The organism is Vibrio qinghaiensis (genome assembly GCF_002257545.1).
GTDB classification, from domain to species: domain Bacteria; phylum Pseudomonadota; class Gammaproteobacteria; order Enterobacterales; family Vibrionaceae; genus Vibrio; species Vibrio ordalii.
Map to the genome: position 1 here is coordinate 402,746 of NZ_CP022742.1, position 17,114 is coordinate 419,859.

19 protein-coding genes are annotated in these 17,114 nt (G+C 45.1%); 12 read left to right on the plus strand and 7 right to left on the minus strand.

Annotated elements, in window-relative coordinates:
- From nirD to CCZ37_RS15100, 4 genes are all read left to right on the plus strand, one after another.
- Entirely contained in the window at positions 1-336 is a 336-nt protein-coding gene (gene nirD, locus CCZ37_RS15085) for a nitrite reductase small subunit NirD (RefSeq protein ID WP_010319680.1), read from the plus strand.
- A 142-nt stretch (positions 337-478) separates the two neighbouring features.
- A complete protein-coding gene (locus tag CCZ37_RS15090; RefSeq protein ID WP_094501277.1) occupies positions 479-1,291 on the plus strand; it encodes a formate/nitrite transporter family protein in 813 nt (270 codons plus the stop codon).
- 68 nt (positions 1,292-1,359) lie between these two features.
- Entirely contained in the window at positions 1,360-2,115 is a 756-nt protein-coding gene (gene cobA, locus CCZ37_RS15095; protein ID WP_010319682.1) for a uroporphyrinogen-III C-methyltransferase, read from the plus strand.
- A 63-nt stretch (positions 2,116-2,178) separates the two neighbouring features.
- Positions 2,179-2,652: a LabA-like NYN domain-containing protein gene (locus tag CCZ37_RS15100; protein ID WP_010319683.1), complete on the plus strand. Its 474-nt coding sequence runs from the start codon at positions 2,179-2,181 to the stop codon at positions 2,650-2,652.
- Here CCZ37_RS15100 and CCZ37_RS15105 read toward each other — a convergent pair.
- The gene (locus CCZ37_RS15105; protein WP_010319684.1) at positions 2,641-2,841 is read right to left on the minus strand and encodes a DUF2986 domain-containing protein; all 201 of its coding nucleotides are present in this window, start codon (positions 2,839-2,841) and stop codon (positions 2,641-2,643) included. The genes CCZ37_RS15100 and CCZ37_RS15105 overlap by 12 nt on opposite strands.
- 97 nt (positions 2,842-2,938) lie before the next feature.
- Here CCZ37_RS15105 and CCZ37_RS15110 point away from each other — a divergent pair, with 97 nt between their 5' ends.
- A complete protein-coding gene (locus CCZ37_RS15110; RefSeq protein ID WP_202599014.1) occupies positions 2,939-3,343 on the plus strand; it encodes a nitrous oxide-stimulated promoter family protein in 405 nt (134 codons plus the stop codon).
- Between the two features lie 16 nt (positions 3,344-3,359).
- On the opposite strand, the gene CCZ37_RS15115 is transcribed toward CCZ37_RS15110, so the two are convergent.
- A complete protein-coding gene (locus CCZ37_RS15115; RefSeq protein ID WP_010319686.1) occupies positions 3,360-4,520 on the minus strand; it encodes an MFS transporter in 1,161 nt (386 codons plus the stop codon).
- Positions 4,521-4,868: 348 nt separating this feature from the next.
- On the opposite strand from CCZ37_RS15115, the gene CCZ37_RS15120 reads away from it, so the two are divergent.
- On the plus strand, positions 4,869-5,960 hold the full coding sequence (locus CCZ37_RS15120) for a ketoacyl-ACP synthase III (RefSeq protein WP_026027461.1): 1,092 nt from the start codon (positions 4,869-4,871) through the stop codon (positions 5,958-5,960).
- Positions 5,961-6,049: 89 nt separating this feature from the next.
- Here the strand turns inward: CCZ37_RS15120 and glpC are convergent, their stop codons facing one another.
- The 3 genes from glpC to glpA are packed head-to-tail and all read right to left on the minus strand — an operon-like array spanning position 6,050 to position 10,232.
- On the minus strand, positions 6,050-7,276 hold the full coding sequence (glpC, locus tag CCZ37_RS15125; RefSeq protein WP_013867920.1) for an anaerobic glycerol-3-phosphate dehydrogenase subunit GlpC: 1,227 nt from the start codon (positions 7,274-7,276) through the stop codon (positions 6,050-6,052).
- Complete coding sequence (glpB, locus tag CCZ37_RS15130) at positions 7,273-8,586, minus strand: glycerol-3-phosphate dehydrogenase subunit GlpB (protein WP_094501283.1); 1,314 nt, start codon at positions 8,584-8,586, stop codon at positions 7,273-7,275. The genes glpC and glpB overlap by 4 nt, the downstream gene beginning before the upstream one ends.
- Positions 8,583-10,232 (minus strand): anaerobic glycerol-3-phosphate dehydrogenase subunit A, encoded by a 1,650-nt coding sequence (gene glpA, locus CCZ37_RS15135; RefSeq protein WP_010318298.1) that lies wholly within the window; start codon positions 10,230-10,232, stop codon positions 8,583-8,585. Before glpA ends, glpB begins: the two co-directional genes overlap by 4 nt.
- Positions 10,233-10,760: 528 nt before the next feature.
- On the opposite strand from glpA, the gene CCZ37_RS15140 reads away from it, so the two are divergent.
- Together CCZ37_RS15140 and glpK are read left to right on the plus strand one after the other, a co-directional pair.
- Entirely contained in the window at positions 10,761-11,615 is an 855-nt protein-coding gene (locus tag CCZ37_RS15140) for an MIP/aquaporin family protein (protein ID WP_010319894.1), read from the plus strand.
- 52 nt (positions 11,616-11,667) lie between these two features.
- Positions 11,668-13,188: a glycerol kinase GlpK gene (gene glpK, locus CCZ37_RS15145; protein ID WP_094501286.1), complete on the plus strand. Its 1,521-nt coding sequence runs from the start codon at positions 11,668-11,670 to the stop codon at positions 13,186-13,188.
- Positions 13,189-13,337: 149 nt separating this feature from the next.
- Here glpK and CCZ37_RS15150 read toward each other — a convergent pair whose 3' ends face one another.
- Complete coding sequence (locus tag CCZ37_RS15150; protein WP_010319896.1) at positions 13,338-13,589, minus strand: YgjV family protein; 252 nt, start codon at positions 13,587-13,589, stop codon at positions 13,338-13,340.
- Positions 13,590-13,896: 307 nt separating this feature from the next.
- A complete protein-coding gene (locus CCZ37_RS15155) occupies positions 13,897-14,214 on the minus strand; it encodes a DUF496 family protein (protein ID WP_010319897.1) in 318 nt (105 codons plus the stop codon).
- 189 nt (positions 14,215-14,403) lie between these two features.
- Here CCZ37_RS15155 and CCZ37_RS15160 point away from each other — a divergent pair, with 189 nt between their 5' ends.
- The 4 genes from CCZ37_RS15160 (at position 14,404) to CCZ37_RS15175 (ending at position 16,932) form a co-directional block, all read left to right on the plus strand.
- Positions 14,404-14,601, plus strand: a complete 198-nt coding sequence (locus tag CCZ37_RS15160; protein ID WP_010319898.1) for a hypothetical protein — start codon at positions 14,404-14,406, stop codon at positions 14,599-14,601.
- Positions 14,602-14,707: 106 nt separating this feature from the next.
- Positions 14,708-15,361, plus strand: a complete 654-nt coding sequence (locus CCZ37_RS15165) for a YceH family protein (RefSeq protein WP_094501288.1) — start codon at positions 14,708-14,710, stop codon at positions 15,359-15,361.
- Positions 15,362-15,685: a GIY-YIG nuclease family protein gene (locus CCZ37_RS15170; RefSeq protein ID WP_094501290.1), complete on the plus strand. Its 324-nt coding sequence runs from the start codon at positions 15,362-15,364 to the stop codon at positions 15,683-15,685.
- A 95-nt stretch (positions 15,686-15,780) separates the two neighbouring features.
- Positions 15,781-16,932, plus strand: a complete 1,152-nt coding sequence (locus CCZ37_RS15175; protein ID WP_094501293.1) for a conjugal transfer protein TraF — start codon at positions 15,781-15,783, stop codon at positions 16,930-16,932.
- The last annotated feature ends 182 nt before the right edge of the window (positions 16,933-17,114 follow it).

Here is a 17,114-nt window from a genome sequence, read left to right on the forward strand (position 1 = left end):
ATGGCTAATAACACAGTATTTCAAGCCATCTGTGACATTAATGACATTGTTCCCGGAACGGGTGTGTGTGCACTGGTGAACGGTGAGCAAGTGGCTCTCTTCCGTCCGACTGAGGCGCAAGAAGTGATGGCGATAAGCAATATGGATCCCTTTGCTCGAGCCAATGTGTTGTCACGCGGTTTTATTTGCCAACATCAAGAGCAGTTCTGGGTAGCAAGCCCGCTTAAAAAGCAGCGTTTCAATCTCATAACAGGCCAATGTATGGAAGATGAACGCTTTAGCGTGAAAGCTTATGCCGCGCGAGTCACCGACGGTGTGGTCGAAGTCGCGGCTTAACAGCCGCTTTTGAGACGATGAGATTCAATAGCAAAAAGGTTCCTTGTTCATCGAGTTCTCTTGGTGATGCATCGATGGCTGGGAGCCTTTATCTATTCAATTTCCCTTTTTAATTTTAACTTTGGTGACAATAAGGACCATTATGTCTTATGTAAAACCTGCCGATTTTGTGCAAACAATGATTGACGCTGGCGAAAGCAAAATCTTCATGTCAACGCGCGATACCCTAATTCGCGGCATTATGGCGGGGGCGATTCTTGCTATCGCCGTCGCTGTGGCCATTACTGCGGCTGTGCAAACCGGAGTGCCTATTGTTGGTGCTCTGGTCTTCCCTGTGGGGTTTTGTATTTTGAACCTAATGGGTTTTGATTTATTAACGGGTGTTTTTGCTTTAGCGCCTTTAGCTTTGTTTGAAAAACGCGCCGGAGTAACCAAAGCGGGCGTTCTACGGAATTGGGGCTTGGTTGGGCTGGGTAACTTAATCGGTGCCGTTGCCGTCGCCTTTTTAGTGGCGCTAACCTTCACCATGAATTTCAGTATCGAGCCGAGCGCTGTTGGGCAAGCGTTTATCAAAGCGTCTACTGCTCGCACTCTTGGCTTTGCCGAACACGGTATTAATGGCTGGATCACCGTGTTTGTGAAAGGCATCTTGTGTAACTGGATGGTGTGTCTAGGTGTTGTCGGTGCTATGACATCAACTACTGTGAGCGGCAAAGTGGTTGCAATGTGGTTACCTATTTTTATCTTCTTCGGTTTGGTTTTTGAGCATGCGGTAGTGAACATGTATCTGTTCCCACTTGGTATGATGCTCGGGGCTGAATTTACCATTGGTGATTGGTTGGTGTGGAACCAAATTCCGGCCACATTGGGTAACTTAGTGGGCGGCTTGTTATTTACCGGGTTAAGCCTTTACATGACTCACGGTAAAACCTTGCCACAACGCAACCTTGGCTAACCATTGTTAAGTGAGGTTTAACCTCGCTTAATGACGATATCCTTTTGTCGATAAGGTAGAGAATAATCATGGTAAGCAGTGTAACGAGTCGCGGTTTTGTCTCTTTAGTAGGGGCTGGGCCAGGCGATCCCGATCTACTGACGGTTAAGGGGCTACGGGTGATCAGCCAAGCGCAAGTGGTGGTGTATGATCGTTTAGTTTCGCAAGCGATTTTAGATCTGGCGCCAAGCAGCGCGGAGATGATCTACGTTGGCAAACAGTTGGATTTTCATTGTGTGCCGCAAGATCAGATCAACCAAATTCTGGTCGATAAAGCCAAACAAGGTAAAAAAGTTGTCCGTTTGAAAGGCGGTGATTCCTTTATTTTTGGCCGAGGCGGTGAAGAGCTCGAAACGCTGGCTGAACATCATATCGCTTATGAAGTGGTTCCGGGGATCACGGCGGCGGCAGGCTGCACGGCTTACGCGGGGATTCCGCTGACGCACCGTGATCACGCGCAAAGTGTGCAGTTCATTACGGGTCACTTACAAAAAGAAGGTAAAGCGATCAATTGGCGATGTTTAGCGCAAGACAATCAAACCTTGGTTTTTTATATGGGGTTAAAGCAGTGCCCGAATATCACGCGAAACTTGTTGGATGCTGGCCTGAGCGCAGAAACGCCTTGCGCGATTATTGAACGCGGCACTACAGATAAACAGCGAGTATTGACGGGCTCGCTTGACGATTTACCCCTTTTAGCGCAACAAGCACAAAGCCCAGCCTTGATTGTGGTCGGCAGTGTGACTCGCTTGCACGACAAATTGAAGTGGTTTGGCGTATACTAAGCGCAATTTGCAAAGCAGCGGCGAACAAGCCGCTGTTTTTGTTTCTATTTGAGAAGAGAGCTCATGGAAAAAGTTGCCATTCTTGTCGACGTTCAAAACGTCTATTACACCTGTAAAGAGAAGTACCGCCAGCATTTTGATTACAACCAATTTTGGTATGTAGCCACTCAAGGGCGTGAGGTGATTAAAGCCAATGCCTATGCGATTGCTAGCCAAGATCCTAAGCAGCGCCAGTTCCACCATATTTTGCGCGGTATTGGTTTTGAGGTTCAGCTTAAGCCCTTCATTCAGCGTCGTGATGGCAGTGCAAAAGGGGATTGGGATGTCGGTATTACTCTCGATGCGATTGAGCTGGCAGAGCAAGCTGATGTGATTGTTCTGGTATCAGGAGATGGTGATTTCGAGCTATTGGTCGAACGGATTAAACAGCGTTTTAACAAAAAAGTAGAAGTGTACGGAGTACCAAGGCTGACGGCTCAAAGCCTTATTGATGTCGCCAGCCAGTTTGTTCCAATCGAGCAAGACTTACTGTTGTAGCTCACCTTCAGCAGGCACAATCTCACTATGTTGAGTATCTACCGTGCTGGTTGAAGCGGCTTGCTCTGCGTCTAATTTTTCACGTTCAGCTTTTGAAATATAACGAGGCTTATTGCTGCCGTGCAGCTTGGCATGCTTCTTTTTAAGATGCTTTTGCAGTGTTTGGTTAATTTTCTTTTTGCGGTTCATCGTCGTCTGCTCTTTGACACAAAGTCTTGGGTACATGAGGAACAAGGTGGCGCAGGATACTTGTTTTTATCTGCGATCTCAATGGAAGTTATTGGCAATGGAAAAAATGCATAGCGATCTTTTAACGGGAGAGCTGCTCAGTGAATTTCGTACCGTAGAGGCGATGGTGAACATTTATTGTCAGCGCCATCATCGCTGTCAATCTGGCCTCTGTACGTGTTGCAAAACCTTGTTGGAATATGCGCAAGTACGCTTAGATCGCTGTCCTTATGGCCAACATAAACCCACCTGCAACCGTTGCCCAATTCATTGCTATAAGCCTGAGCCGAAAGAACAAATGAGATTGGTGATGCGTTACGCAGGGCCAAGAATGTTGCTTTCTCACCCTATATTGGCGATCCGCCATCTACTGCATGAAAAACGTGCACTACCAGAAAAACCAAAGGCGCATGCATCAAATCGCCATCAACGATTGAACCGTGCGCCTTGCGATAAAATATGATCCGCTTTGCTGCGACTTATTTTCCCGCCACCCACTGGCGTTTGGTTTTGAGGCTTGAAGCCAACATATAAATACAAGTCGCCAGTAAAGCAATAAAGAGATAGCCCATTAAGCCTTGCGATCTTTGCATAAACCAATCAGCGATCATTGGGCCAACCACAGAGCCGATACTGTAGCTAAACAGCATAACTTGTGTCGCTGAGACAATGTAATTGGCATCGAGCTTATCACAACCTAAGTTGATGGCTATTGGGTACAGGGCAAACGTCGCCATACCTAAGAAAAACAAGCTGGCAGCTAATATCATCATCGTTGAATCGAACAAGGTCATGGTAATCGCCGCAGAGCCAATCAAGCAAAACAGTGCCATTAATAGTGTTCGGCCCAAAAACTTTGATAGCCAAGGCACCATAGGTTGCACCGCCATGCCACCCAAAACTACAAGCGCCATTAAGCTGCCAATATCGGTATGGCTGATACCGCGTTGTTCCAATTCAACAGGCATTAGACCGTAGATAGCCCCCAAAGTGAGTCCTGAAACTCCGCAACCGAGCAAGGCGGCATGGTTTAGTTTGAGTACCTGTTTCAGTGATAGGCTGACGGCATGCTGAGTTGACGGTTGGTCAGATTCGCCATAAATCAGCACCAAACTGGCGATTAATAGCAAGGTAATGATGGCAATGAAAGGCACGCCGCCTGATACGCCTAAATAACCAATCCCTAATTGGCCCAATGCCGTACCGCCGTAAAGCGCCGCCATATAGATACCAAGGCGTTTTGCTCGGCCTTTTTCATCACCGTGTAATAGCCAAGACTCGACGACAACAAAAACACCCGCCACCGCAATACCAGCAACAAAACGTGCCACTAACCAAGCACTGGCATAGTGCAGAGCAGGTAAGGCAAAAATGGTTAACATGAGTAGCGCTAAGCACCATACAAAAGCGTTTCGGTGGCCAACTCGGTTGACAACAGGTTCAACGACTAATGCGCCGATCAATAAGCCAGCGTAAAAGGCACTGGCAAGCCAGCTTGCCAATGAACTATCAAGCCCGTAATGCGGCAACATCAATGGGATCAGGCTCATTAAATAGCCTGAGGCAATCGCATAAAGCGATAGCGCAATGACCGGAACGGAAATGCGAGGGGACGACGCGTTCACAGTGATGTTGTCCATTGACTTTGCCTCAAAACCAGAATTGATGGGAGATTTTGCGGCGAATATGGAGCTGATATTGAGAAAGGTAAAACGAAAAATTATGTTCTTAACGATTAATTTTATTAATCGAAAATAAAGCCAGAGCAATGAGCAGTAAAGTTGGCATAAATCGATAAAAAATGCCAACTTTATTGTTGGTTATAATGAGTTACTCTTTCAGTATCGCTAGACTTAACGTCGGAGCAAAAGCGCGTATACTGACTGACATCAAAAGGACCTTTTGAGTCTCATTTCTCTTTCATACGATGAGTTTTTAATTTTAGGTCTTTGGATTGCATTAGAAAATACAACAAGAACAGGTTAACAATGACAAAATTCTATGCCGAAATTACAGGTTGGGGTAAATGCCTACCACCTGCAACGCTCTCAAACCATGATCTTAGCACCTTTATTGAAACTTCCGATGAGTGGATTAAAACTCGCACCGGGATTGAACAGCGCCGCATTAGCCATGTCAATACCTCGGATTTAGCTACGGTGGCTGCCCAACACGCCATCGCTTGCGCTGGGATTGATGCAACTGAGATTGATCTCATCATCATCGCAACCTGTTCGCCAGATTCTCTTATCCCAAATATTGCCTCGAAAGTGCAGCAGAACCTTGGGATTAAAAATGCCGCCGCTTTTGACTTAAATGCAGCCTGTACCGGTTTTGTTTATGGATTAGAAACTGCGACACGTTTAATGCAATCAAGCCATTACCGCCATGCGTTAGTGGTGGGTGCTGAGCGTCTCTCTTTTTACATTGATTGGACCAAACGTGATACCGCTGTGTTGTTTGGTGACGGTGCTGGTGCTGTTGTCTTGAGTAAAACCGATAAAGTAGTAGGTTTGCAAGATGCACAAATCGGTTGTGATGCAGAAGGGCGTGATATTTTGGCGGTGCCTAAATTTGGCTCTTCGATGGATCGTTTTGCCGCTGACAATGGGTATTGGGATTTTGATTTTGTTGGGAAAGAGATTTTTAAACGCGCGGTTCGAGGCATGGGCGCAGCGGCGCAAACTGTGTTGGCGCGTTCCGGTCTTTCAACCGAGCAAGTTGATGTGGTGATCCCGCATCAAGCGAATATTCGTATCATTCAAACCTTGTGTGACTTATCAGGTATTAGCCAAGATAAAGCATTCGTTAACATTCAACACTATGGTAATACGTCTGCCGCGACCGTACCTATTGCATTGTGTGAAGCGGTAGAACAAGGGAAAATCAAACCGAATGATAACCTGCTGGTGGCCGCTTTCGGGGCGGGCTTAACTTGGGGGGCTGGGCACATCAAATGGGGCGAGCGTGTTACTGCGATTAGCCGTAGCCAAGCGCAGTTACCAGAGTGTCAGTCCAGTGCGTTAGAATTATTGGCCAATGCAATTGAGCACTGCCAGCAGCGCCCGCTATCTAAATAACGCTTAGAAAACGAATGTTCACACAGTACAAGCAGTATGAGAACAGGCCACAATGTGGCCTGTTTTACTCTCAATGCTAGGTGTGTAAACTAGGCAATCGCCATGGCGAGCAGGCTAATTGGATGAATGGTTTCTAACGCGGTATTTTCTTCAATTTGCCATTTACAGGTTTCACAATCGGTAATCGCATAGTCAGCTTGCGATGTTTTGATTGCATCAAACAGGTGCGCGCCAATTTTCATTGAAACGTCATAGTTCTCTTCTTTAAAACCGTAGGTTCCCGCTAAGCCGCAGCATTCGCTGTCTAAGACCACTAACTCCAATCCCGGGATCATTTTTAATAATTCAATGGTAAAAATGACATTACCGCTGCGTTCAAGGTGGCAAGGGGTGTGGTAAACCACTTTCAAGTTGACGGGTTTCATTTTAGGCGCATTACCGCTCATGAACTCTTTGAGTAGAAAGCGTGTGACGTACTCGATTTGTTTGACCACCTTACTATTATCAACCCCTAAAACATGAGGGTATTCTTGTTGTAAGGTAAACGAACACGTTGATGAGGTGGAGAGGAGCGTCGTTTGACGATCAACTACCGCGGCTTCGATATTTTTCACATTCAATAGCGCATTTTTACGTGCTTTATCGTGAAAACCATTGGCAATCAGCGGTACACCACAGCATTTCTCGTTATCCAGTAACCGCACGCCGATATTCATCGCATTCATCACAGAGACAAAATCTTTACCTAACTGTGGGTGGTTATAGTTAACGTAGCAGCCGTGGAAATAGGTCACTTGCCGGTTATACAGGGGTTGGCGTGTGCAGTTCTGCTTAAACCAACGACGAAACGTGCCGTGTGAGTATTTGGGAAGTGATTTATGATCGTGCACACCAATGGTCTTGTGCATCAGTTTTTTTACCATCGGCATAGCCGTAGCAGCGTTCACTATCGGTGCAAATGGTGTGGCGATCGTGCCAAAAAGATCGGTATGGCTCAGCACGTAATCACGCACCAGCTTTGGACTCAGTGTTTTTTTGCCATGTTTGCCACGCGCCACAGCAATGATATCGCCAATTTTTACTCCGGAAGGACAGGCGGTTTCACACCGTTTGCAGTTGGTGCAGAGCTTGAGTAGGTCGTCATAATACTCTGCGCTTTTAATCCTCAAGCGTTCGCCATCCGGCCCGCACTGTTTTGGCCCCGGATAGAGTGGGTTTGCTTTAGCAACCGGGCAATAAACGGTACAAACAGTGCATTTGATGCATTGATCAAAAGAGGTATTTTTGGGTGCGGCTTCAACAAAAGAGGTGCTCATGCTAATACCTCCTGAATGGCTGGTCGAGATTGAGTTTGAGCCATAATTTGAGAGGTAGCGTGGTAAGCGCTGGCAATAGCAACGCCTCCACCGCTGCCTTCAAAGACAGGATCATAACCCGCGAGCATTGAACCACAGCAGTATAAATTGGTAATGATATTACCTTGATGAGTTGGGTTAAGTGACGTGTTGGTCAGCACACCAAAGGTCATGAAAGGGTGAGAGTTTTCTGAGAAAAAGGCATGGTTTCGCCATAGAGCGCGATCATGACAGCTTTCCGTCTCTAATTGGAACACGGGTTCGCTAATACCGTGATGAGAAGCCTGTAAACCTTGGCTGAAATAGCTTCCTGTAGCCATCACGAAATGGTCTGCTTGAATCGGCATATCATTGAGATTTTGAGTATGAATGGCGGTCAAACGGTTGCCATCAAATTCACCACTGATGACTTTATCGCCTTTTAAATGGGTACCACCCATGGTTAAAAAAGCTCGGCTGAGTGTATCTTCAATGCGGATGCCCATTAATGATGGCGGCATGGTCGGGACTTCATGCAACTGCAAGTTGGTTTCCAATTTGAGTTTATTCAGTAAGGTTAATCCATCACCATTGCCCATGATAGCCGGTAGGATCACTAGATCTTGCACAGTGGCATGACGGATCAGTTGATCACAAAAACTGCGCCATGCGTGTGGTTGTTTGAGCAAACGAGCAATATCGATGGAGCGCAGTTCGTTGGGGTTATGGCGAAGTGCTTCGAAACCCGGAATCGTGATATTGATGATCTCACTTGGGATAGTCGAAAATGCAGGTAGAGCGCGTAAGTTATCTTGCAGCATATGTGGTTGAAAATCTCGATAACCATCGATGGCGAGCAGCACAATACGCTTGAAATCAGCATTCGTTTTATGTTGATAAACATAAGGTTGTGATAACCAAGTGGTTTTCAATGTCCCCATCGGAGTAATGCGATAGTGGTTACTGTTGTCCGCTTGGTGTGTCAGCGGCATGCCGCGCTGCTGCAGCGTTTTTTGAAACCACATTAACCCTTGCGAAATAGTGTCAGCGCCAATTTTACTGTAAGGGTGATTCGGGGCTTGTTGACGTAATGCTTCCATGGCGAGCAAAGGGGATTCAACCGCTTCGCCGCTAGGCAGTTTACCCAGAACATCGATGGAACCGGATGAAAAATGCAGAGCACTTTGGCCTTGACTGATCAGTGCTGTTTTTAGGCCCGCTTGTAAGCAGCGAAGACCTGCACTGTAACCTGCAATTCCACCACCGATAATTGTGACGTCGTATTTCATCATAACGTCTCCTCACTTTCATTTTGCTTGTGTTGCGTTGGAATGTCATTGGCTCCGAACAAGCCTTCATAAATCCAGTAACTGAATTCAGCTTCGCGCAGTGCATCTCCCCAGAAAATCGGTTTAATGCCTTTCCAGCGCTCTTCTAAAAACTCAACCAACAGTTGGCTCGATTGGTTTCCCGAAACGTGACCATATTCTTGAAATAAGCTGGCGGCGCGATAGCTGCAAAGCTCTCCTTGGCACGGTCCCATACCTAAACGAGTGCGGCGACGTAAATCGACCAAGTTATTTACATCGAGTTGTTTAATTGCGTATTCAATTTCGCCCGCGGTCACCATTTCACATTCACAAATAACCGCTTGGCTCTTTGCATCATCAGATAAGAAATTTTGTGCGCGCTCACCATGGCGATAAATAGCCGATTCATAGACGGGTTTGGCAATGCTGGCGGTTTTTTTCACCTGTTTGGGGGTTTCGTTGGAGCCGGGTAGGGCGCGAGTATGAGTTTCGCAAGGGGTATTATTGCCCAGTTTTTTAGCGACTAAATCGGTCGCCCATTCTGCCATTAGGCGGTAAGTCATTAATTTACCGCCTGTAATCGTGGTGAGGCCTTTCAATCCATCGCGTTGTTCGTGGTCAAGTAATACGATGCCGCGACTGATGTTTCGGCCGCTGCCATCATCATTAATAGAGACCAATGGACGCACACCCGCATAAGCGCGTAATACACGAGTATTCGCCATGATGGGGGCCAGTTTCGCGCCTTCGGCCAGTAGTATATCGACCTCTTTTTCAGTCACGTGCAGGTTGTCAATTTGGTCGTAGTCAATGTGTTCAGAGGTAGTGCCGATCAGGGAAATGGTATCGCCAGGGACAAGAATATCGGCATCAGAAGGCTTGCGACAGCGGTTGATCACAAGGTTGTTGATACGATAATCAAGGATCAACAATGAGCCTTTCGCGGGGAACATTTTGATGTTGAGATCGGCGTATTCACAGATGTTTTGTCCCCATATTCCAGCTGCGTTAATCACTTCTTTGGCGAAAATCTCATATTGTTGATGAGTGTTGAGCTGTAAACAGCGCACGCCTAATACTGTGTCACCTTGGCGGATCAGCGACGTCACAATGGTTTTGTTCATGATCCGCGCACCATGCTCTTTGGCGTCTAGCACATTGGAAGCGCATAAACGAAAAGGGTCGAGTGTGCCATCGGGTACTTTGACCGCGCCAACAAGGTTTGGATTAACGTGAGGCTCTAAACGCAGTGCTTCTTTGGCAGAAAGCGGCTCGGTTGTAATGCCAGCTTGAGCGCACGCGTCGATAAACGTGCTCTGAAAAGCAAGATCGTCTTCAGGCAGAGTAATGAACAGGCCGTCGGTTTTCTCTACACAATGTCTGGCGATATTTTTTAAAATTTGATTCTCTTGGATGCACTCTTTGGCCGATTCAGGATCGGTAACTGCGTAACGTGCTCCGGAATGTAATAAACCGTGATTTCGCCCGGTGGTACCAGAGGCAATATCATCTTTTTCTAGCAAAATACACCCAATGCCACGCAGTGCGCAGTCGCGCATGATCCCAGTACCGGTTGCTCCGCCACCAATGATAACAACATCGGTTTCAAATCGTGTGGTTGTGGTCATGGTGAAACCTTATTCGATGAAAAACTTATATTTAGTGTGGCATTTTCAATAGAAAATGTTCGATATATTGCTCACAAAAGAGCGAGTGAGCGAAATTGTGTTTCATTTTGGCGTTGAATTCATGTCTGCATGTCGATTTATATCAAAATGATGGATAATTTAACAATTTAGGTTGAGTTAATTTAACAACTGTAGTCGTTTTGGAGAGCGAATACGCTTACGAGCTGATCCGATGACCTCTTCATCATGCCTCTTTTATCAGTATGGAATTATATCTCTATCCATTATTACACTTGATTATGTTGCTATTTATAGATACTCCCTTAGTTTCCTATCATTTGTTAAGATCTGCGTTAGTGAGCAGAAGATCAAAATAATGAGTTAATTAACAAAAAATAATATTAAAAGTAACAGAATTGTGCTCGAACGCTCATAAATGCTGTTTTTTAATTTTCGTGGGAAGAGAAATGTGCAAAATTTGCCGCACACAGACATTGTGTACACAAAAAATAAACAAGGACACTTACTATGACTCGAACAAAACAACATACTCTTCTCGGAGAGTGTATAGCGGAGTTTATCGGCACGGGATTGCTGATTTTTTTCGGTGTAGGTTGTGTTGCCGCCTTAGTTCTCACTGGTGCACAATTTGGCCAGTGGGAAATCAGCATCATGTGGGGCTTAGGTGTGGCAATTGCTATCTATTGCACTGCGGGTGTTTCTGGCGCTCACATTAATCCAGCGGTGACCATTGCACTGGCCGCCTTTCATGGCTTTAATAAAGCGAAAGTGCTTCCCTATATTGCGGCGCAAATGCTCGGTGCATTCTGCTCTGCTGCTCTGGTTTACGGCTTGTACAGCAACCTTTTTACTGATTATGAAATCGCACACAATTTTGTCCGTAGCAGCCAAGAAGCGTTAGCCACAGCAGGTATTTTTTCTACCTACCCTAATGCTTCATTATCATTTGTTGGTGCATTGGCGGTCGAATTTGTCATCACAGCGGTATTAATGTTCGCTATTTTGGCACTAGGTGATGAAAATAATGGTGCTCATCGCAATGCAATGAACCCATTGCTGATTGGTATTCTGATTGCGGTTATCGGTGGTTCACTTGGCCCATTGACTGGCTTTGCAATGAACCCGGCGCGTGACTTTGGGCCGAAATTGTTTGCTTACTTAGCTGGCTGGGACTACGCACTAACAGGTGCAAAAGATATCCCATACTTCATCGTACCTATCATTGCTCCTATTGCTGGTGCCTGTTTTGGGGCATGGGCTTACCCTAAATTTATTGGCGCGTACTTACCCACTGTCGGCGTAGGCTGCACCATTCCAAACCAGTGTGATGACGTAGAAGAAAGTGAGCAAGCTCACGTCTAAAATAACGACAACACTTCATAAAACGATTAACGTGAAAGATAAGGAAAAGACCATGACTGAGCAGAAATATATTGTTGCCCTTGACCAAGGAACAACAAGCTCACGTGCTGTAGTGTTAGATCATGATGCTAACATTGTCAGTGTTTCTCAGCGTGAATTTACCCAGATCTACCCTCAAGCTGGCTGGGTTGAACATGATCCACTGGAAATTTATGCGACGCAAAGTTCGACGCTAGTAGAAGCACTTGGCAAAGCAGGCATTCGCAGTGATGAAATTGCGGCGATTGGTATTACCAACCAACGTGAAACTACGGTGGTGTGGAACAAAGAAACGGGTAAACCAGTCTACAATGCGATTGTATGGCAATGTCGACGTACCGCATCCATTTGTGAAGAATTGAAAGCACGCCCAGGGCTAGAAGAGTATATCCGCGAGAATACAGGCCTAGTGCTTGACCCTTACTTCTCTGGCACCAAAATCAAATGGATTTTGGATAATGTCGAAGGGGCTCGTGAAGACGCCGAGGCTGGAAAACTGCTGTTTGGTACGATTGACTCGTGGCTCGTTTGGAACATGACACAAGGCCGTGTTCACGTTACTGATTATACCAATGCATCTCGCACTATGCTTTTCAATATCAATAACTTGCATTGGGATGAAAAGATCCTAAAAGAGTTTGATATTCCTTTGTCTATGATGCCTGAAGTGAAGAACTCTTCCGAAGTTTACGGCCAAACCAACATTGGTCGTAAAGGGGGGACACGTATTCCTATTGCTGGGATTGCGGGTGACCAGCAAGCTGCACTTTATGGGCAGATGTGTGTTGAGGCGGGCCAAGCAAAAAATACTTACGGCACTGGCTGTTTCTTATTGATGAACACAGGTAAAGAGAAAGTCACCTCACACAATGGCTTGCTAACAACTCTGGCTTGTGGCCCTGCTGGTGAACCTTACTATGCACTTGAAGGTGCAGTCTTTATGGGCGGTGCATCGATTCAATGGTTGCGTGATGAATTGAAACTGATTTCAGATGCGCATGACTCGGAATATTTCGCTACGAAAGTTGATACGGCCAACGGCGTTTATGTTGTGCCAGCGTTTACTGGTTTAGGCGCGCCATATTGGGATGCTTATGCCCGTGGTACGATTGTTGGTTTAACGCGTGGCGTGAATTCGAACCATATTATTCGAGCGACCTTGGAAAGTGTCGCTTACCAAACACGTGATGTACTTGATGCAATGCAAGCTGATTCTGGCATTAAACTGTCTGCGTTACGTGTAGACGGTGGCGCGGTAGCCAATAATTTCTTAATGCAATTCCAATCTGATGTGCTTGCTACCGAAGTGCACCGTCCTAAAGTGACAGAAGTGACCGCGCTAGGGGCAGCCTATTTAGCTGGTCTTGCGGTTGGCTTTTGGGGAAGCTTGGATGAGCTTGCTGATAAAGCCGTGATCGATAAAACATTCGTTCCTCATCAAGATGAAGAGAAGCGCGATCGTCGCTATAAAGGTTGGAAACGTGCGGTGAAATGTGCGCAAGCTTGGGCAACTATGCACGATGACGAAGAGTAATACTTAGCCTTATGGCCTCTATGTATCCCCCTGCTAGAGGCTTTTTGCTTGGCTATCTATGTTTTTGCTCTCTGATTTATCGATAAAAAATGCTCTGTCATCGTGGCAGAGCATTTTTTTACACGTCAATTTTTATTATTTTGGGTTTATCATGCAGCGTTTTTGGCGTCAGCCGTTTTTTTTTCTCGCTGCATCTTTGCTAAAAAGTATATGTTTACGCAGGCGATAAAGCCGTTGGTGAGCACTACAGGCCATGAGTCAATCATTAGTCCGTAAGCGGTAAACAGTGCACAACCAACAAAATTAAGAATACGCAGTTTAACGATATCTTTCATTGTCAGCGAGATTGCCACCATGATTGAGGCGGCATAGCCCAAAATTTCAACCACATTCATTTCCATAATTTGACCCTCTTAATATATGCCGAACGATGTCGGTACCAATCTTCTCGCCGTGAGATAAGTGAGGAAGCTCCATGCCTCGAATGGTCATAGTTAATTTTATGTATATTAATATAACAATAGCTAATATGTGATAAAAGACTCAAAACCAGGTTCGGAGAAGGTTAGCGATTACGCAAACGTTTAATGTCTATTGCATTAAATTTATCGTGCTTTTGTTTGATGGAAACATTCATTGGCTTTGTGAATGTTATTGCCAATAAAAAACCCGCTTTGATGCGGGTTTCGAAGATGGTCGGCATCAATTTTACTTTTTGCCTTGAGTCATTTGTTTATCTTTATCGGTCAGCTCGCGAATACGACGGCTAATATCACGGCGCTCTTTTGAAATTTCTGCGCTTTTGATGATGTGGTCATCGACGCGATCTTCGTAATCGGCTTTCATATTATTGATGATCGCCATGACTTCTTCGTGGGTCATATCTGGTTTCATGTAATCGAGCAAGTTCTCAAGCAATTCAACTCTTTTACGGTTATCACGAACTTTTTTCTCGTTATCTAGCAGTTCACGTTTCAGTTTATTTTTACGGCGAGCTTGGTTAACAATTTCAAATACGATACTCATAGGTTCCTTTTCCAACTTGAATGTCAATTGCTACTGATTAAATCATATCGAGCTGATTCATAACAGTCTTTAGATCAATCCTGACTCACTCTTGATTAAGAAATCATCAGTCTATTCATGAGTGATTGTACTGCGGTGTAAATGCGCTATATCATGTGCGAACCGTATGACAATGTAATGATACCAGATATGCAACTTTCAGAGATTGTAATCCCTAACACGAAAGACGTGCCTGCAAAACAGCATCACAATGTCAAATTACGTGAGGCTTACATTAGCGAACGTGAACAGCTAGAGATGACCGAGTTAGAGTTAAGCCGTGCAAAGATTATGATGATTGATAGCAATGGGAAACTCATCAGAATCTCACTGTTGTTAGAACACTAATAGAACATAGAACATAGAACATAGAACATAGAACATAGAACGTACAACGTACAACGTAGATTGTGGTCTTGATTAGGAAACTCTGCTTAGAAAAAAGGAAATTATAATGAATATTGAGCTCTCTCCCCTAGAAGCACGAATTATTGGCTGTTTAATTGAAAAAGAAGTGACCACGCCAGATTACTACCCATTAACGCTCAACAGTTTGACCACTGCATGTAACCAAAAAAGTAACCGCGAGCCAGTGCTGTCATTAACCGAAGCTGAGGTTCAAGATGCCGCTGAGGGCTTGATTTCACGTCGCTTGATGAGTGATGAAAGTGCTTTTAACAGTCGAGTAAGCAAATATCAGCATCGTTTCTGCAACACCGAATTTGGCGATTTAAAGTTATCAAATCAAGAGCTTGGCTTGGTGTGCTGCATGTTACTGCGTGGCCCGCAAACACCGGGAGAGTTGCGCACTCGTACTAACCGTTTATGCAGCTTTACCGATGTAAAAGAAGTCGAAACTATTCTAGACGGTTTAGCCAACCGTGAATCAGGCCCGCTGGTGGTGAAGCTACCACGGGAACCGGGCAAGCGAGAGTCGCGTTATCAACATCTCTTTTCCGGAGAGGTTGACGTTGAAAGTTTGGAGCAGAGCTTTGCTCACGCGGTGGAAGGTGGAGTGACCACTCGTATTGATCAACTTGAACATGAGGTTCACGCATTAAAAAATGAAGTCGCCGAGTTACGCGCTTTGGTGGAAAGCTTACTGTAAGTGAATAAGGTGCCCCACAGAGATTGCTCGGACTGGTGGGTTTATTTGGTTCGAACCCGCCACCAAGCACTGTATTGCGGTATTACGACGGATGTTGAACGACGCTTTGTACAACACCAAACAGGGAAGGGTGCAAAAGCGTTACGAGGTAAAGGGCCGTTATTATTGGTTTGGTCTCAACGTGTAGAAGGCGGTAAAAGCCTCGCTTTAAAAACTGAGTTAGCGATTAAAAAGCTGACAAAATTGCAAAAAGAACAGTTGGTGGCAGGGCAAGAGAATGTTCATTTCTCTGTTAGTGGCATGGATGATTTTGGTGACGATTAGGTTTGGTCAGCGGCATTATTCGCCAATTTCATGTGCAATGTAAAAAATTGTATTAACCTTGTTTAGGGAATAATAACAACAAGGTTGGTTGCAATATGAACAGTTACAACAAATGGTCATTGGTTTCGTTGCTCTTGTTGGCTTGTGCTTCTGCACAAGCGGCGAACACGATAGCTGACGCGCGTGGTAATGGAATGGGGAATACAGGCGTAACAACGGCCGATTATCTGCTAGCCCCATTCTATAATCCTGCATTGGTGGCCGTGTATCGGAATAATGACACGTTTGGCGTGCTTTTCCCTGCGGTAGGTGCTGCGGCTAGAGATCCAGATAAAAGCCTAAAATCCATTGATGATTTGCAAGATAGCATCAAAGCGTTTGAAAATTCGGGTACACCTAATCAACGTAATATTGATAAGCTCAACCAGTATTTAGACCAGCTTGCCGACGACAAGCCTCTTGCTGTATCGGCGGGCATTGGTATGGCGATAGCGATTCCTCTCGATCTAGTTTCACTTAATATTTTTGCGCGTGGGCACGCTGAGGTGATTGCGCGTTCTGATATTGCGGCAAATACAGGCAATAGCAGCGCCGACGTTGAGAATCGTTATAAAAACTCCACCGTTGATCTGATTGCATTTGGTTACTCAGAATTTGGCCTAGCACTGGCCAAAATATACAACATTCGTGGTCAGCAATTGGCATTTGGCATTACGCCTAAAATTCAACAATTAAGAACCTATAAGCAAAATATTTCGGTAAAAGAATTTGATCTTGCTGATTATGACAAAAGCGAAACGAACGATAATGCCTTCAATCTTGATTTAGGGGCTGTATGGTTAATTAACGATTTTCGTATGGGTGTTGCGGTAAAGGATCTTTTGGCTCAAGAATTAAAAACCATTGATGGTTTAAGTTCATATGATTTGGATACGCAAGTCACAATCTCGGGTGGATATGTCACTGAGTTTTTCACTGCTGCAATCGATTTAGATGCAACAAAGCAGAGTCGTTTCAAAGACCAAAAAGATGATACGCAATACCTACGCTTTGGCTTAGAAGGCAATGCGTGGGGATGGGCACAGCTTCGAGCCGGTTATGAAATCGATCTAGAAGATACTTTGGATAACGCTGTCACGTTTGGCATCGGCATCAGTCCCGGAGATCTTGTCAGTTTCGATCTTGCAGGAAACTATGCTGGGGATAACCAATTTGGCATTTCTGGGAATTTAGCTTTCACCTTTTAAGTTATAAGAAAGCATTCTGTTGCTTTTGTTTAGTAAATGAGCGGTTAGTAAGTGTACGTCAGCTTTTTTAGTAGTTTGTACTATCATTTATAAGGCACATACTTAATAATCAATATGATATACGGGATGCTTGTTTGATCCTTCATTGGGTAGTCCGGAAATATGATGAGTGCGAAATCAGC

Bases quoted from the DNA above. Each gene is read 5' to 3' on its own strand.
- CCZ37_RS15155 (WP_010319897.1), bottom strand. From the start codon at position 14,214: ATGAGTATCGTATTTGAAATTGTTAACCAAGCTCGCCGTAAAAATAAA.
- CCZ37_RS15150 (WP_010319896.1), bottom strand. From the start codon at position 13,589: ATGGAAATGAATGTGGTTGAAATTTTGGGCTATGCCGCCTCAATCATG.
- CCZ37_RS15175 (WP_094501293.1), top strand. From the start codon at position 15,781: ATGAACAGTTACAACAAATGGTCATTGGTTTCGTTGCTCTTGTTGGCT.
- CCZ37_RS15165 (WP_094501288.1), top strand. From the start codon at position 14,708: ATGAATATTGAGCTCTCTCCCCTAGAAGCACGAATTATTGGCTGTTTA.
- CCZ37_RS15100 (WP_010319683.1), top strand. From the start codon at position 2,179: ATGGAAAAAGTTGCCATTCTTGTCGACGTTCAAAACGTCTATTACACC.
- glpB (WP_094501283.1), bottom strand. From the start codon at position 8,586: ATGATGAAATACGACGTCACAATTATCGGTGGTGGAATTGCAGGTTAC.
- CCZ37_RS15140 (WP_010319894.1), top strand. From the start codon at position 10,761: ATGACTCGAACAAAACAACATACTCTTCTCGGAGAGTGTATAGCGGAG.
- glpA (WP_010318298.1), bottom strand. From the start codon at position 10,232: ATGACCACAACCACACGATTTGAAACCGATGTTGTTATCATTGGTGGC.
- glpC (WP_013867920.1), bottom strand. From the start codon at position 7,276: ATGAGCACCTCTTTTGTTGAAGCCGCACCCAAAAATACCTCTTTTGAT.
- CCZ37_RS15090 (WP_094501277.1), top strand. From the start codon at position 479: ATGTCTTATGTAAAACCTGCCGATTTTGTGCAAACAATGATTGACGCT.
- cobA (WP_010319682.1), top strand. From the start codon at position 1,360: ATGGTAAGCAGTGTAACGAGTCGCGGTTTTGTCTCTTTAGTAGGGGCT.
- glpK (WP_094501286.1), top strand. From the start codon at position 11,668: ATGACTGAGCAGAAATATATTGTTGCCCTTGACCAAGGAACAACAAGC.
- CCZ37_RS15160 (WP_010319898.1), top strand. From the start codon at position 14,404: ATGCAACTTTCAGAGATTGTAATCCCTAACACGAAAGACGTGCCTGCA.
- CCZ37_RS15120 (WP_026027461.1), top strand. From the start codon at position 4,869: ATGACAAAATTCTATGCCGAAATTACAGGTTGGGGTAAATGCCTACCA.
- nirD (WP_010319680.1), top strand. From the start codon at position 1: ATGGCTAATAACACAGTATTTCAAGCCATCTGTGACATTAATGACATT.
- CCZ37_RS15110 (WP_202599014.1), top strand. From the start codon at position 2,939: ATGGAAAAAATGCATAGCGATCTTTTAACGGGAGAGCTGCTCAGTGAA.
- CCZ37_RS15105 (WP_010319684.1), bottom strand. From the start codon at position 2,841: ATGAACCGCAAAAAGAAAATTAACCAAACACTGCAAAAGCATCTTAAA.
- CCZ37_RS15115 (WP_010319686.1), bottom strand. From the start codon at position 4,520: ATGGACAACATCACTGTGAACGCGTCGTCCCCTCGCATTTCCGTTCCG.